Source organism: Marivirga harenae (genome assembly GCF_030534335.1).
Lineage (GTDB): Bacteria > Bacteroidota > Bacteroidia > Cytophagales > Cyclobacteriaceae > Marivirga > Marivirga harenae.
Map to the genome: position 1 here is coordinate 4279176 of NZ_CP130565.1, position 17098 is coordinate 4296273.

At 36.4% G+C, this 17098-nt stretch carries 8 protein-coding genes; 4 read left to right on the top strand and 4 right to left on the bottom strand.

The window, feature by feature from the left end:
- The first annotated feature begins 58 nt into the window (after positions 1-58).
- Positions 59-421 (top strand): DUF8788 domain-containing protein, encoded by a 363-nt coding sequence (locus tag Q3Y49_RS18295; RefSeq protein WP_303270087.1) that lies wholly within the window; start codon positions 59-61, stop codon positions 419-421.
- Entirely contained in the window at positions 411-2339 is a 1929-nt protein-coding gene (locus Q3Y49_RS18300) for a tetratricopeptide repeat-containing sensor histidine kinase (RefSeq protein WP_303270088.1), read from the top strand. Before Q3Y49_RS18295 ends, Q3Y49_RS18300 begins: the two co-directional genes overlap by 11 nt.
- Before the next feature lie 183 nt (positions 2340-2522).
- On the opposite strand, the gene Q3Y49_RS18305 is transcribed toward Q3Y49_RS18300, so the two are convergent.
- Positions 2523-4430 carry an ABC-F family ATP-binding cassette domain-containing protein gene (locus Q3Y49_RS18305; RefSeq protein ID WP_303270089.1) on the bottom strand — a complete coding sequence of 636 codons (1908 nt, stop codon included), beginning with the start codon at positions 4428-4430 and terminating at the stop codon, positions 2523-2525.
- 159 nt (positions 4431-4589) lie between these two features.
- Here Q3Y49_RS18305 and Q3Y49_RS18310 point away from each other — a divergent pair, with 159 nt between their 5' ends.
- Both Q3Y49_RS18310 and Q3Y49_RS18315 read left to right on the top strand, forming a co-directional pair.
- The gene (locus Q3Y49_RS18310; RefSeq protein WP_303270090.1) at positions 4590-4784 is read left to right on the top strand and encodes a hypothetical protein; all 195 of its coding nucleotides are present in this window, start codon (positions 4590-4592) and stop codon (positions 4782-4784) included.
- On the top strand, positions 4781-5083 hold the full coding sequence (locus Q3Y49_RS18315; RefSeq protein WP_303270091.1) for a hypothetical protein: 303 nt from the start codon (positions 4781-4783) through the stop codon (positions 5081-5083). Before Q3Y49_RS18310 ends, Q3Y49_RS18315 begins: the two co-directional genes overlap by 4 nt.
- A gap of 56 nt (positions 5084-5139) precedes the next feature.
- On the opposite strand, the gene Q3Y49_RS18320 is transcribed toward Q3Y49_RS18315, so the two are convergent.
- The 3 genes from Q3Y49_RS18320 to Q3Y49_RS18330 form a co-directional block, all read right to left on the bottom strand.
- Positions 5140-9039, bottom strand: a complete 3900-nt coding sequence (locus Q3Y49_RS18320; RefSeq protein ID WP_303270092.1) for a T9SS type A sorting domain-containing protein — start codon at positions 9037-9039, stop codon at positions 5140-5142.
- Between the two features lie 15 nt (positions 9040-9054).
- Positions 9055-14418 carry a beta strand repeat-containing protein gene (locus Q3Y49_RS18325; protein WP_303270093.1) on the bottom strand — a complete coding sequence of 1788 codons (5364 nt, stop codon included), beginning with the start codon at positions 14416-14418 and terminating at the stop codon, positions 9055-9057.
- A gap of 336 nt (positions 14419-14754) precedes the next feature.
- On the bottom strand, positions 14755-17007 hold the full coding sequence (locus Q3Y49_RS18330; RefSeq protein ID WP_303270094.1) for a TonB-dependent receptor: 2253 nt from the start codon (positions 17005-17007) through the stop codon (positions 14755-14757).
- Between the last annotated feature and the right edge of the window lie 91 nt (positions 17008-17098).

Here is a 17098-nt window from a genome sequence, read left to right on the forward strand (position 1 = left end):
TATATTTATGACTAGGATTGTATATTGAGTTTTTTAAAATAAAACTAAGATAAAATTCATGTCAACAGAAATCATCAACATCAGCAAACAAGAAGGGAACAATCACCTCTACTTAACCGATAATGAAGGTCATGCCGGAAAAGATAGTATTACAACTCAAGTACACCCTGGGGATACGGTAACCTGGAAATTAGTCCCCAATGGAGGAATAGATCAAATTACTGGGATTACAGCAAAACCAGATAGCCAAGATATTTTTTCAGTGGATCCTGCACCAGTAAATCCTAATGATCCTAAAACTGATTGGACAGGTACTATAAGCGAAAATGCCACAGGTACAGAATCTTATAGCATTGGATATAAGATTGGTGATAACAATTATACTGATGACCCAGATCTAGAAATGAAACATGGCGGCTAATCACCCCCACAAAAAAGTCCTATCTTGGAAGACTTATACCTTAGTCTTCCTTTTATACAGTTCACTCAGCCTGTCTCAATCTTTTAAAGATGCAGATAGTCTGATAAATATTGTAGAAACTCAATTCAGTAATACAAGTGACAGTATGCAACTTGTCACATTAGAAGAAATATATAAAAACAATAAATTAAAACCCGACCTACGTTTAAAATATGCCCTGAAATCATTAAAATTATCAAATCAACTACATAACGAATTATGGCTATTTAAGACTAATTACGAGTTAGGTAATATTTACAAGAAAAAAGGTGATCTAGACACTTCATTAAAGTACTACTACGCAGCGCTAAAACAAAACGAGCTACTTGATGATATTAGAAATGAAGCATTAGTAAATGCCTCAATATCAAACATCTACAAAGTAAATGAGGATTTTAAAAATGCAGTTAAATATGCCAATATAGGAATTAAAATATATAGAGAAATTGAAGATTCAGTGAACTTAGCAATCAATCTAATGAATACTGGGGAAATCTACAGAGTAAATCAGCGGTTTGACTCTGCTCTAACGTATTTCAAGGAATCAGGGGATATATTTGAAATTGTCGGTCATAGAGTAGGCCTAGCTTATAATATCGGAAACATCGGTTTGACTCATGCCGATTTAGGAAGTGATTCCTTAGCAGAGACCAATCTACAAGAAGCAATTCATATTCTGGAAGAGGAAGGCGATTTTTATCCAATAGCCGTCTATAATACCTACATGTCAGATATATATCAAAATAGGGATAATTATGAAAAAGCACTTACTTATGCTGTTCAGAGTCTGAACATTTCTTTAGAACATTCCTTAAAAGAGCAGATTCGCGATGCCAACCTCAAATTATCAGAATTGTATGTTGCTCAAAACAACTATCAAAAAGCGTATTATCATCAGAGTCAGTATTTAGCATACAGAGATAGCATCAATAGTGAAGGTAAAATTCGGGAAATAGCGGAGTTGAGAACTGAATACGAAGTAAATAAACGAGAAGCAGAAATTACAATCTTAAAAAATGAAAAAAGGACTCAATACATCATTTTTGCTTCCATGGCAGTCATTATTATCCTATTGGGGCTTGCCAGTTTTCTTTACTACCGCAATAGTAGAAGAAAACAAACGCTCAATTTAATATTGAAGGAAAGAAAGGAAGAAGCTGAAGCGCAAAGAGACCAATTAGAAGCCATCAATGAAACAAGGGAAAAATTCTTGTCCATTATTGCACATGATTTAATGGGGCCAGTTAATTCTTTTAAAGGCTTATCCACAATCATGAAGATGAGTATTGATAGTCAAGACATTAAAGACCTAAATGACATCCATAGAGTATTTGATAAATCTGTCAACAATCTTTCAAGTCTGTTAACCAATTTATTGGATTGGTCGGTTACTCAACAAGGCGACATCCCTTATCATCCGGAAAAGATTGATTTCAATCACTTAATCAATGAATTAATCGATCTGTTTTTTAATATGGCTGAGTCTAAAAAGATCAGTTTGAGGACAAATATATCTGATAATCTATATTTGTGGGCAGACGTAAATAGCACCAAAACCATATTAAGAAATTTAGTGAGCAATGCTTTAAAATTTACTGACGCAGGAGGAGAAATCAGTATTGCAGCTGAAAAATCAAACTCTTTTGTAGTAATAAAAGTAAATGACACTGGTATTGGTATGCCACAGTCTAAAATCGATCAACTCCTAGCAGAAGATAATTTTGAGATCAGCCAGGGAACCCAGGGAGAAAAAGGTGTCGGCTTAGGTCTTCAGTTGGTTAAAGAATTTGTAAGTATGAATAAAGGAGAAATGGATATTGAAAGCGAAATTGACAAAGGCACTACTTTCAGAATATATTTACCTCAGTATAATCAGTAGCCAAGACTCTATTAAATCGTTTAAATGAGGGAAATGCTAAGCTTTCACTTGAAAGATAAAATACCTGCTTCTATAGGATAATCTCATATAAAACCGCAGTTCATATTCAGGCTCTTTGAAAATTACTGTCGAAATCCTACAAGTATCAGTCAGACACCAAATGCGTCAGTCCGACAAGAAAACTTATTCTAACTCCAAGGCTAAATTTTCCCACTCTTCTGTCAATTGTTCTAACTCCTTGCTAAGCTTTTCGAATTCTTGATTTACTTCAAAAAGCTTATCAGGATTACCGTAAACAGAAGGTTTAGCAAGTTCTTCTTCCAACACTTTCTTATCTGCCTCTAGCTTTTCAATAGTTGTTTCTAGCTTTGATAGCTCCTTTTGTTTAGCTTTAAATTCAGCATCTTCCGGATTATGTCTCGGCTTGGACTGCTTTTCCTTTTTCTGCTCCTTTTTCAGCTCCTCATCAAAGCTCTTATCTTCTACTTTTGCCGCTTCCCGCTTCGCAAACCAATCTTGGAATTCATCATAGGTCCCCGGGTACTCTTTAATTTGGTAATCTTCAATCCACCAAATTTTATTGGCTACATTAGAAACAAAGTATCTGTTGTGTGACACTGTTATAAAAGAGCCTTCATATTGTTGCAAAGCCTGAATTAGTATATTTTCCGATTGCATATCCAAGTGGTTGGTCGGCTCATCTAATAGCAAGAAATTCGCATTAGAAATCATGGTTTTAGATAAAGCTACTCGAGACTTCTCTCCTCCTGATAATACTTTAATTTTCTTAAATACTTCCTCATCTCTAAAAAGAAAACATCCCAGTAGATTTCTTAACTCCATTTCAGTTCGGTCACTGCCTGCTTGTTTCAGCTCATCCAAAATTTCGTTATTAATATGGAGAGATTCTAGTTGATGTTGAGCAAAAAAACCAAATTCTACATTATAACCTTCCTCTCTTTTGCCCTTAATCTTTTCTTCTCCTGCAATAATTCTTAGTAAAGTAGATTTACCTTTACCATTGGCTCCAATTAAGGCAATCTTATCCCCTCTTTCGATATGAGCCTCCGTATTTTCCAATATTTTTATATCTCCATACGACTTTGATACCTCATTCAGTCGAACAATATGCCTTCCCGATTTATTATTAATTTTAAAGCTGAAATTGATAGTGGCATTATTATCCACCACTGCATCGACCTTATCCATTCTGTCCAATGCCTTTACTCTAGATTGCACCTGCTTGGCTTTGGTTGCTTTCGACCGAAAGCGATTAATAAATTGTTCAGTCTGTTTTATTTTTTGTTGTTGATTTTCATAAGCATTTTGTTGCAATTCGGCTCTAAGTGCTTTCTCTTCATTATAGAAGCTCCAATTACCGGCATATACATTTAATTGTTGTTGATCTACCTCAACAGTAATATCTATTGTTCTATCCAAAAACTCTCTATCATGAGAAACAATGATGTAAGCTCCCTCATAGGATTTTAGATAATTTTCAATCCATTGTATCGATGGCAAATCCAAGTGGTTTGTCGGCTCATCTAGCATCAAAAGAGAAGGCTTTTCTAATAGCAACTTTGCCAACATCACTCTCATTCTCCAGCCTCCGGAAAAAGTCCTCAATGGTCTACTTAAATCCTCTGTTTTGAAACCTATACCTTCCAGAATTTCTTCCGCTTTAGCTTGAAGGCTATAACCTTCCATCATTTCATATTGCTCTTGAGCTTTGGTGAGCTTATCTACTAGATCATCCGAATAATCTTCCTCCATTTTCTTAAGAATAGATTCTATTTTCTCCTGTAGCTTTAATGCTTCCTTAAAAGCCTGCATAGCAACATGCAGAATACTATCATCAGATTGAAATGACAGCAAATCTTGATTTAGGAAACCTATGGTGCAGTCTTTACTCATTTGCACCTCTCCTTTATCTGGAGTGATATCACCATTAATGATTTTAAGCAAAGTAGATTTTCCTTGTCCATTCAATCCAATCAAGCCAATTTTATCTTTGGGTTTGATGTGTAAAGAAGCGGTATCAAATAGAGGCCGATCCCCTATGTAGTAGTCTAAATTATTAATAGAAAGCATGATGCAAAATTAAGTGGGATTTCGTCAGGATAAAATGCTTTGACCGAATAGTTGAAAAATATATTTTTAACTTATATTACATTTTGTTTAACCTTTTTTATTTTTAATTAAACAATATGCTTTACAAGGCGTTTCCTTTTTAAATAAAATATAAAAACTATGAGCAAAACAGAAGAAACACAGAGCTGGCCAGATTTAGCCATTGGGTTATACGATAAATTAACTGGCCGAAATGCAAAAATCAACTATGATTTTACTGATTTCAAAATCGGAGTGCCAAAAAAGGTCGGTTCAGAGGAAAAGACTGAATGGACCATGAACGGAAAATTAAGTATTACAACTGAATCGAAATGAAAAAAATGCAAATAACAGCTGATGTGGAGCTGCAAAGTGTAAAAGGCAAAATTAATATTCATGGTACTACAAATGACTTGAATATTAATATCTCTTCTGCATCAGTTGTTATTTTTCCTCTGAAAACTTATCTTCTTTTTCGCAAATATATTATCCTGAGCAAATTTATTGATCAAAATATTGCTGTGATGATTGCTAACAAAAAAATTGTGTCTTTTGATAACGGAAAAATGGTATATTCTAGAAGGTGGTGGCTGTTTAAATTTCTGCTAACTGCACTTATTAAAAAAGGGATATAAAAAAAGCTGCATCAACTCAAGGAAAATGCAGCTTTCTTTTTTGTTAGCATTATAAGTTATTTAACCATCAATCTAACCTTCTTTCTTATATTACCTTGTCGCACATCTACAATGTAAATACCTGAATTTAGTTCTGTATCTATCGGTAATGCATTATTGAAATCCGATGGACTATGAACTGCCTCATAGTGTCTTCTTCCTTGCATATCAAATATGGAGACCTGTACTTTTTGCTCTGCATGGAACCCAGATAATCTCAATTTAATATTTTGTGCTTGAGTTGGGTTTGGTACTGCAACTAAATCAGAATTCTGAACTCTGTTCACTTTTACCACCTCTGAATATTCAAAAGCTCCATCATAATCTACTTGTCTTAATCGATAGAATCCATCACCAGCCAGAGGGGAATAGTCCTTGAAACTGTAATCAAGAACTTCTTTAGAATCACCACTTCCTTCAACAATACCTAGAACTTCAAAATCTTTACCATCAAATGAGCGCTGAATCTCAAAGAAATCATTATTCTTCTCAGAAGCAGTTTGCCATTTCAAATCAACCCTGTTTCCGTTATTCTCAGCTGTAAAGAAGGTTAATTCAACAGGTAATGAATTGTTATTTGCATCTCCTGCCCCAAAGGTCACAAAGTTTGTAGAAAAATCAAATCTTGTATTTGATGTTAGTTGCCCATTCGTTGCATTTCCTGATACACTGGATTGCCCCTGATTCTCCCACTGAGAAGAAACACCATCTTTAAATCGAACTACTCTTAGTTCACTTAAAGATTGTGCAACGCTTGCCGAACCATCTGCAATATTACTGCTTGGGTCCCAATATATTTTTACATTTGCCATATTAGCACCGGCACTTGTTAATTCCCAATACTGATTAGCACTTACCACTGGATTAGCTCCAACAAGATTATTAGACAAAGTGGCAATTGCGGGGTTATCCTCTGGGCTTTCACTGAAGAAAGTTGCTGTCCAATCGTCTGTATTTTGAATATAACTTACTTCAATTAATCCGTATCTTCCACTTTGCCCTACAGGAAAAGGATCAAATTCAGAAGCTGTGGAAGCATTTAAGTTTCTGATGAGAGGACCATTAACGTGACTAGAAGATTTAAAACCCGATAATACAGCAGTGTTTTGAATAATCAATGAATTATCGATATCAGTATCAATTAATCCATTTGTAAATTTAAGTTCACCGCTTACTTCTATATCATTATTGCTACCATCAATTACTGACAGTCTTCCATTCGACTTATTGACTTCTAAAACATTGAATGCTTCAAGACCAGTAAACTGACCTGATATTGTTTGATTGCTAGTTCCATCCATCACGATAGTAGCATCAGTAAACTCTGCATTGAAACTACTGCCGCCATTCTTAATGACATTACCTTTTACTCTCAGCTCTGAGTTATTAGCCATTTCAAAGTCACCGCCAGTCAATTCTAAGTTCTCACATATGTTAACGCTTGTAGCATTAGACATCACCTTTTTACCATTACCGCTTAATATTAACCTTTTCAAATTGGTAAATCCTTCAGCTAAAACTGTAACATCATTTCCCACATCATTATTTTCGTATTCTAAGCCTCCGCCTATAGAACAATTTGCGTCTGGAAAGAAATCCTCGTAGTCACCAGCTGGAAACGAAGCATCATCAACTAGTTTCAAAGTACCACTACCCTCAATTGTTCCTAAATTATGTCCAAAAGTGCTATTGATTTCTAGAGTTGCATTTTCTTCGATTGTCACTTTTCTAAAACGTCTAAAATTATCATTCAAGACCAAGGTATAATTGCCTCTAACAACTAAATCTGGCGATTGACCTACAGAAGGGGCCGAACCTCCGTCAAAAGAAGCACCCGCATTTACATTTCCATCCGCAAAACCCGTCAGAGTTTCAAAAAGAGGCACAACATTTGGTATTGCACTGCCGCACAACAACGCATCACTATTATCTCTAGTGATACCTGCTGTATATCGTCCCTCCAAAGTCTCACTCATTAATCCGCTGTACTCGTTGGATACGTCTGACTGAAAAGTAATTGAATTACCTACCTCATCAAATAGTTGTTCTGAATAAATCTTGTCCCAAGTATCGTCAACATTCAACAATCTTGCAGGTGCATAATTCATTAAACCCAATCCCTCTGCATTATTTACAGACTCTAATGCATCGTTATGATACATAGTCAAGGAACCATCAAAATTTGTGATGTTTTGCGATTTTACCAACCAGTAATACTGTAATACATTTTGTGTATCATCATAATCTGCACCTCCAGTACAAAGTTCATCGTCATCATCGGTTATACCATCTGAGAAATTATCAATAGGCTTAATTGTAATAAAACCATTTCCATCTACGTCAGATGCCGTAACTACTGCAGGGGTATAATTCAATAATCCTACAGGGTAAACAAAACTTCCATTGAAGTTATCGGGATAGATTTTCCTTACCCCTTTGTCAATCAAACTAGTATTGACTGTAATCATATTATTGACATTGAAATCAGATACGGATGCGCCTCCAGCACCATTTTCAAAAATTGCATCCTCATCCATGATCAATAAGTTGGAACCAATATCGAACACGCCAGAAGCTAATACGACTTTATGATTGATTTCAAAATCATTTTGCCCGGCTGTTACTTCAACTCCATTACTATTGTCAATTGTAATGGTTCCAAATGTACTCTGCCCACTAGAGGAACGAGCAATATTCTGAGTAGCTGAACCTTTGAAAACAATACCAGGCCCTGCAACAGCTGATTGGTGCTCTCCATCATGGATCAAATCACCTTCTAAATTCAACGCGCTAGTATTTGTATTCAAGATTCCATTTAAGATTCTAAGATTATTTTCAACCGTCAACTCCTGCTCTATGGAAAGGTCCCCTGCTCCCGCTTTTTCAATATTCCATAAATCAATTATCCCACTTCCCAAAATACTTTGAGTTGTAGGAGTGTTGAAGAATGTAGTTTGTTGATTCGTACCATTTCCTTGATTATTGAAAGTTCCATTTACTTCCATGTTGTTAACAATGGTTAAATCTAGACCATTAGCGGAATAAGTACCGTTACTCTCAACTTCTAAATTATTAAGAATCAAAGGATTAATAAATGTTCTTGCATTCAAATTATTATTACCTGTGATCAATAGATTATTCAAAGGAACAGTTGCATTAATGCCAATTTGATTTTGACCAGCTGGGGTTGAGACTCCACCAATGGTAATAGTTGAACCCGTAAAATCATAACTATCAGGATCTAACCTTAATGAAGCATTTGTAGCTGAACCATTTTGTCTCTCAATTATGAAATCCCCTGCAGTATGATTGAATTCACTTCCAGCATTTAAAACCTCAAAAACACCTCTATTTTGTTCAGGAGCAGTATTTATTCCAAATCGTGCAACTCCTCCACTTTGGGTATACTTTAGAACTCCGGAAGTAGAGAGTAAACCTCTTCTGACCTGAGAACCTACGTCTAAAGTTCCATCTGTAATGTCGATTTCTGCATTGCCCGAAACAGAGTACTCAATAAAGTTATTTCCATTACCTGTACCAGAAGCCATGTCTAAAGTACCACCAGTAATCCGAAGTAATCCATCTAGAATTAAGCCCGTATCATCTCCTTCAATCCGTACTATCCCCTGTCTTAATTCTAAGCCACCTGAACCCGATGATGATTCTGGATTAGATAAATTAGGAAGACTGAAATTTCCTCTGGCTTCGTCAGTTAAAGTAATATCAACATTAGGTTCATCTAAGATTAATAAGCCATTTACTATTTCAATAGGCTGTTGATTAATATCAGCAGGCAAAGGCAAATTGAAATCTGACCGGAAAATAAAGCTAGAACTTAGATCACTGCCTTTATTTAATTCTATACTGTGGAAATTTGGAATTGCTCCTGATTGGTAATCGAAAGTGTTATTTCCCACTCCTCTCAAAGTAAGTTATACAAAATCTTGATTTCCATTTGTATAAAGCTGCAATCCACCTCCACCATTATTATCTTGGTAAATATCGCCATGCACAATTAGGTTACTTTGATTAATTGTGGCATCTGGATTTTCCACTCTAATCAATGCATTATCGTTCTCTAGCCTCAAATCACCCAGAACTTCTACGGTTCTAGATGCATTATTTGGAAAATCAATTCTACCATTTCCACCGCTGTCGTTACCGCTTACATTACTTCTGAAAATTCTTAGATTATTTTCTACAGTTATATCGCCCGTAGCGCCAGAGCTCAATCTCAAATTAACATCACCTAATAGCTCAAAATCTTGCTTGACAGTCACATTTGTAGATATCTCAAAATCTCTATCTGCAGCACCCCATCCATTGCCTGCAATAAGAAGATTCGGTACTTCAGGAGGTATATTATTGTAAACAAATCCATCTTGAGTACTTTCATAAACAAAATATGAAGAGTCTTGATTTACAAAATCACCCAAATCAACTCCTGAAAAATCTGGATCTGCCTGACTACCACCAGCTGAACGGATCCAAAACATTCCTTCTCCTTTTACAGGACCTCCATTGATACCTCCTCCTGCTATATTGATGTTCAAAGTGGGCCGGAATTGGAAATTACGAGCATACACACGTCCTGTTGGATTTCCGTCATTTGCATCCAGCATTTGATTAAATACCAATTCTGCAAAATTTACTACTATATTGTCTGCCGTGATTCCATGCGGCTCACCGTCATTACCCGGCGACCCAAATGGAACCCAACCGATTACTGCGACATCGCCAGCTTGCGGAAAATCACCAGCTGCCGGCTGTCTTGAGTCATGGAACTCATAGCTGTCTACTGTAGAATTACCATCAATATCATTTGGAGCAAAGGTCCAATTATTTCCATTATTCCACTTAATTGGAAAACCGTTTCCAGATATTCTTGTGTAGAAAATATCGGGAGCGCCAACAAACCTCCCTGAAACACCTGCTGTGTAGTTCGCTCCTACTAATTCAAAGCCAGAAAAGTCATTTTGATCAAATTCAGCTGTTGTGCTTGATCCATTAAAATGAATGATCCTAGTTCTATTATCTTCATTGGCACTTTGATTACCACCATAAGTAGAAGTAATGATATCGTTTAAGTCCTCCGCTGGGTCTGATTCAAAAACCCGAGTATATGGGTTTCCATCCAGAACATAGCCAGGGACATAATTGTCCTCATCAGATGAAGCGTAATTTGATGGTCTATCTAGACCAGGAACAACAGCACCAGAGCCTCTGTAATAAAATCTAAAGGCAACTGTTGGTAAATCAGTGAATCCATCATGTCGAACTCTCCAATAATGTTGCAATATTTCACCGCCACCTAAATCAGATGTTTCCAACTCACCACTTACCACATTAATTCGAACATAACCATCATCTGAAAAGTCCTTTACTTTCATTTGAGCCGGTCTAGTGTAAACAGTAGTTCCACCGTCTGTTGTAAAACCAACTGGAAAAGATATAGGTGAGATATTATTTAATCTGCTTTCTTCTGTTTCTGGAATGGTATTGCCATTCACTTTCAATCTTAAACCACCGTCACTTGCATTACCATCAGTAAACACCAATATATTTGCAACAACATCACTGTTGTTTATATTGATTAAACTGTTAGTAGATACATTTCCGTTAAAAAAGTTTCCTCCTCCATTGTTTATATTCCAAATTTCATCAATTGTAAGGGTATGGTTTTTAATATAAATTCGACCGTTCCAATACTCCATTCTTTCGATTGTAACATCACTATTGAGCTCAGCAATAGTCGCTGCTCCCACATTAAACCTAATATTGCCAAAAACTGCACCGTCTTCGGTTTCTATAACTAGCGGTGGATCTTCCCTAAATCTAATTTGAGCAACGTCTGGTGTACCACCTGCTTCGGGATAACTTCCAGAAGCAAAATAGGTACCCATTCTATCGTAATTAAGGATATTACCCCAAATCCTAATGGTGAAAATATTCTGATCCAAGGTTCCCGATCTAACCTCTCCGTTTCCATTAATGTCGAATCTAATAGCACCATTTCCTCCTGCTCTGGCAATACCTCTTAATTCATTTCCAGAATTCCTGTCTAAGACCAAATTCCCCAATTCTAAGCGGGGAGATGTTGATCCACCCCAATATATAGTGTCAATTGATGAGGTTCCAATCGTTTGGTTAAAATAAGTACTATTTACTTCTGTTGGTTGGTCTCCCAAATTATCATAAGGGTCCACGCCTCCAAAAACCGAATTATATGCTGACCATCGGCCCACATAAAAACTTCCACCAACATAAACATCATTCACGTTTGCAGAAGAAGTAACTGCTGCAAAAGTAGTAGGGAAATTGCCGAATGGATTATTATAGAATTGATCGTTGTAACCTCTGACAATCAAATCTTCTAGAACTCTAAGTGGTTCACCTGATAGGGTTCTGGCATTTCCTCCATCTCCACTGGTGCCTTCATTAAGCGTGATTTCTGACACACCCGCTCCAGAACTAGCCATAATTACTCTATAGAATGGCGCTCTAGTAGAGATTTTAGCCTCATTACCGTTGGTAGATATCAAATTAACTGTTCCACCAGTCACATTAATATTTCCCGGATCACTATTGATAAATACTAACCCTCTATTAGTGGCGTCACTGATATTAAGTTCGCCTCCTGTCATTATAAAAGCATTGTCTGTATATGTCAAGGATAATGTATAGTAGTTATTGGAAGGGTTCACTCCTGCTGTCGTACCGATATTGACAGTCCCACCATTTATCTCCATACCTCCTACGTTATCAGAACCGTTTACCGAAGTCCTAAACTGCGGAATATTTACAATACCTCCATTAACCTTTAATGTCCCGGCTTCTCTAGAAGTAATACCGCTTGAACTTTCTACTTGAAAAGTACCTGCATTAACTTCTATTGTCCCATAAGGGGTAACCGCATTGCCTCCAGTTTTCCTAGCAAAGCCACCATCTAATAGAAGTTTTGCATTGGTACCGACTGAGTAATTTCCTGTGTTATTTAATGGATCAACATTTATATTTGTTCCTAAAACGGCTGTGCCCGTTATTAATCCAAATGCATTTTGATTATCATTTGGAGCATTGACATCACCACCAATATTTTGATTTGCCCTACCTGTCAATACGAAGTTGGAAGCTTGACTTGCAGTGAAAGTAGCTGAATATGCAGGATCTCCTTTATCGATAATTACTCTTAAGAAGTAGGTGGGACCATTAGCTCTTATCGTCTGATTCCTATTTTCAGATATCAAAAATACATCTGTAATTCCGTCTGGAGGATCGATTCCAACAGTTTGAGTGGTTCGCTGTGAGAATCGCACATCCCCTTCATTAGTAAAGTCCCCATACAAATTGAAATTATGACGCACATTTTGAGTAGATGTTCGAATTCTACCGTTTTGGGTACTTCCATTATTTTGAACCAAGACATCACCAAAAACTGTGAAGTCCCTGGCAGTAGCAGTATTATCTCCAAACTGCCAACTTCCCTTTCTGATAGTAAAATCTCCATTTAATGTTAAGTCAGCACCTAATATTGCGAGGTCTGTAGGATTTGTTAGATCAACTCTCAAATCTTTCAATGTTAAATCTTGATCAAATTCGAGTCCTGTACCACTTACCAATAATAGTCCACCATTCAATTCATTAGCAAAACCATTTGAGCCTGTGGTACTTCCTAAAGGGAAATTTGAAACTCCAGAATTACCTTGAATACTTATCGTTCCTTTCCCGTTGATGACATTAAAATTATGTCCAGTCGTATTATTTAGGTTGATTCTACCATCAACTCTTAAGCTTGCAATCTCAATGTCATTAGTTCCAGTTTGTATATTTACAGTTCTACCATTTCTGATCACAACATTATCCTCATCAGCAGGGATGTCACCCCCAGGATTATTAGGGGCGGGAGCAATACCAGCGTCTAAAGTCCATGTATTAGGATCATTCCAGTTTCCGTTCCGAAGGACATACCATGTTCTGCTGATCAACTGATCACCTTGACCTACGGTATAATATCCAGATTTAATTCTGTTTCCTGGTACAGATATGACTAGTTGATCACCATTCTCTACTCCGTAGCTGTTAGCAAAAACTCTTTCATAATTTCCGCTGATTCCTGACCTATACAGTAACACATAATTGGAAGGGCTCCCCAATGTAAACCCTGCATCTCCAAAATCAAAAATTAAGTCCATATCGGACTCACCGTTGTCGATTACATTATTTTGGCTGTTTTCTAGATAAAAATCCTTACCCCAACGTGATGTGATATTAGCTCCCAAATCTGTAACAACGCCTTCTGAATGCGCCACTGCATCATTATGTCCTACAGCGAAAAACTCTAAGTTAGTATCTAGTCCTCCATTTATTTCTCTTATCTGAAAGGCATCTGAAAAGCCAGATTCAGATCTTTTAGACGTACCATCTGTAGTACCTATTGCTCTAAAATCGTTGAAGTAATTCGAAGTAAAATTCGCGAACTCCCCAAAAATATCGTTGGTAACATTTAAAGAATACTTTTCGGCTAAGTAGTTTTCGACAATTAATCTTTCAGCACCATTTAAGGCATCTCTGAAAATAATGATTTCTGCAATGTCCCCAGTAAAGTTTCTAGTATCGCTTGTATTGAAATTCCCTAGGAACAAATCAGAGTTTTCATTATTTAATAGATTAGAAGCTCCCGTTTGAACTCCACCATCTGCAGTATTCACAAAATTACTAATTGACTGCACTGACCCATTAAAAACTGAGCTGATAACAAGGTTATCATCAGCTGATATAGTGGAATTTTCACTATCAACTCCCCCATCGCCATCAAATCTAGCCTCAAAACCACCGCTGGTAGTAAAGAACACATATGACTGTTCATTTCCATTGGAAACCCTTTTACTTAATATACCTTCTGTCCCTATTGAAGAAGGTGTTCTGAATACAAAAAATGCTGTCAGACCATCTGTGTCATCAAGGAGATCATCATCTCCAATTGTTAGATAGCCACCTGATGCACCAAAATTGATTGAAGGAAAACCATTTAGATTAGCATTAGATGCCGTATAATCAGCTTGCAGTCCTGGTGTTGATTGGCTTGCATCCAGGTTATTTCCAGATTGATCTGCCCAAGCTGATACTTTGCCTGCTGATTGACTTATTCCAATGTCAGATCTTAGCCACAGAACATTTTGAGGACCTGATGATCCATCGCCAGTTCCAACTCCAGCAGGTCCTACTACCTGGCTTTTTACTGAGTGAAGGGACGCAACGATTGAAATAAATGTTAATAGTAAGTAGAATCTGTTCATAATGGTTCAAATTTCATGTAAGCTAATTGCAAATATACTATCCAAATATCAAAATAAAGTAATTTTATGGACATTAGTTGCGTTTAATCGTCAAGATTTACAAAAAAAACGACCAAGCTATATTTTTTGCGGTTGTAGACGAAAATGAAAAAATTTAAAAGTTTTGTAAATATTTAGAAAACAAAACCTTACACTTACCATTTTTTAAGAATGCACTGCTGCACTTGATGATGAAAATAGTGATATTTATTTTCGTTTATATACACTATTTAAGAAATTTAATAATTGCTCAGCAAGCTTAAAAAACATTCAAAGGGATGTACTTTTAACAAAGAATTAATAAATAGACCAATCGAATCCTAAGAAAAAATTCCTTCCCAGCAAATTTCCATAATTATATGCAGTATCAAAATATTCCCCAAAGCCAAGTGCCACTGTCTCATCTTGTGTACCGCCCAAAGGCGATATCTCTTGTACATTGTCAAACAAGTTTCGAACTCCTACAAAGACTTCAACTCTTTTGAATTCCTTCCTAAATTTAAGATTATGCTGTGCAAAACTAGGGGAGAGATTAGCTCTAGTGCTTACAATTTCACCCAAGGCGTTCACCTCATAGATGTCAGGCATGGCTGTTGGTCCATTCCAATTAAGACTGTAATTCAATTTAATATCTAACGGAAAGTTATACTCTAATGACCCTACTGCAGACCAATCTCGTGAATAAATTATGGGCATTTCTTCCAACTTGCCATCTACATTTGTTTCAGCTTGACGAGCATTTTGCCATTGTGCACCTAAATTCAGATAAAGATTTGCTCCTACCTGATGATTAATGTTTGCGCTTAACCCTCTCGTGTAGGCATAGGCTTCGGAATTCTGATAAATAATAAAACCGGGAGTCTCATAATCAGGGATTATTTTATTAGTGAAATAGGTGTAAAAACCGTCAATTTCAATACTCCCTTGTTGATTCCCAAATGTGTAGACATGTTGAAAACCAAGCCCTACATTAAAAGATCGTTCCGGATTCAAATCCTCTTCAATTAACAATTCTCGCTGACCAGAAACGAATGCATGATCTTCTGTAAAAAGATTTACTATTCTGAAACCAGTACCACTGTTGAATCGAAAATTAGTCCATTCGGTTAATTGGTATTGAATATTTAAGCGTGGAGAAAATATTAATCCATGGCGATTATAATAGTCTAATCGAGCACCCGATAAGGCTTTCCAATCTTTATTGATTTTCCATTCATCCTGAATAAAAACACCAGGAATAATCTGAACATCTGCTTGATTGCCGGACACGTTTTCCGTTGCAGCCGAATTATCATCATAATAGGTAACTCTCTGACTAAAGCCTGATAACAGATTATGATTACCTAATTCATGTTCATAAATAAAATTAGCAAAAGCCTGATGCTGTTCGGCCTCATAGAAAGTATCGCCATAATAACTATCCTGCCAATGTTGGCTAGCCGAGAATTGTAATCTAAAAGGACTATTTACAAATCTTTTATCGCCAAACAATTCCCAGCGATGGGTATAAATACTTTCTCCATAAATCTGATCACTACCTCTTAATTGTTTATAATTCTTGTCTTTTACATATTCCAAAACCCCATTTCTTCTATCTTCAAAGTAATACTTGCCGCCAATAGAAAACTGCTTACTTTCATTTTCTGAAAAATTGAAGGCTGAAAATCGATCTCTCAAAACTACATCTGAAAACAAATCCCCATTTTGATCTACAAATTGATTGGCCATATCCCAATGCATCCCAGAAAAACTCTTCCACTTTTTCTTCCCATGCTGAGCGATAAGATTTCCTTTCCATTCTCCGAGTTGTGAGAAACTGGAATTAAGACTTAATGTATTTTCTTTTGCGTGTGGAGTGATAATATTAATAACTCCTGCCATGGCTTCTGAACCATAAAGTGTAGAGCCTGGCCCTCTGACCACTTCCACTTTTTCCATCATGTCAGTTGGTATGCTGTTCAAACCATAAACTGTGGCCAAATTACCATATATTGGAATCCCATTGATTAAAAGCGAGGTGTAAGCACCCTCCAAACCATTAATACTGATTTCATTGGTATAACATACTCCACAAGCTACATTTTCTTGAATACCATTAATCATAGAGATGCTTTCCATCAAATTACCAGAACCTTGTGAGAAATCATTCAAAAAACCAGCCCGGAAAACTTCTACTTTTACTGGTGAATTCCTCAAACTTCTGGCTTGTAATTGTCCGCTGACCACTACTTCATTCAAGCCCAGTTTATCCGGAATAAGTTGAATAATATGAGTTTCAGACAAATTATAATTTTCTAAAGTTACCTCCTGCTTTTGGTATCCAACATGAGAAACCCATATATGCTTCGTACCTTCTTTGATTTTCAAAGAAAACTCCCCAACATCGTTGGCGGTAGTTCCATATCCACTGTCTTGAGCAAGCGCAGTGGCAAAAGGAAGAAACTTTCCATTTTCATCGGTAACAACAGCTTTAAATACTTGAGCCTTAGAAATATGCACAACCGACAAAAACAATAGAACCTGTACAACTATCAGTAATACGCTTCTCATAATTATATTTTTAGCTTAATCTAAATTTATTTTAATGCAAATATATTAATTATAATTAGATTACTAAATTTATTTAAATTGGTTTTTCGAA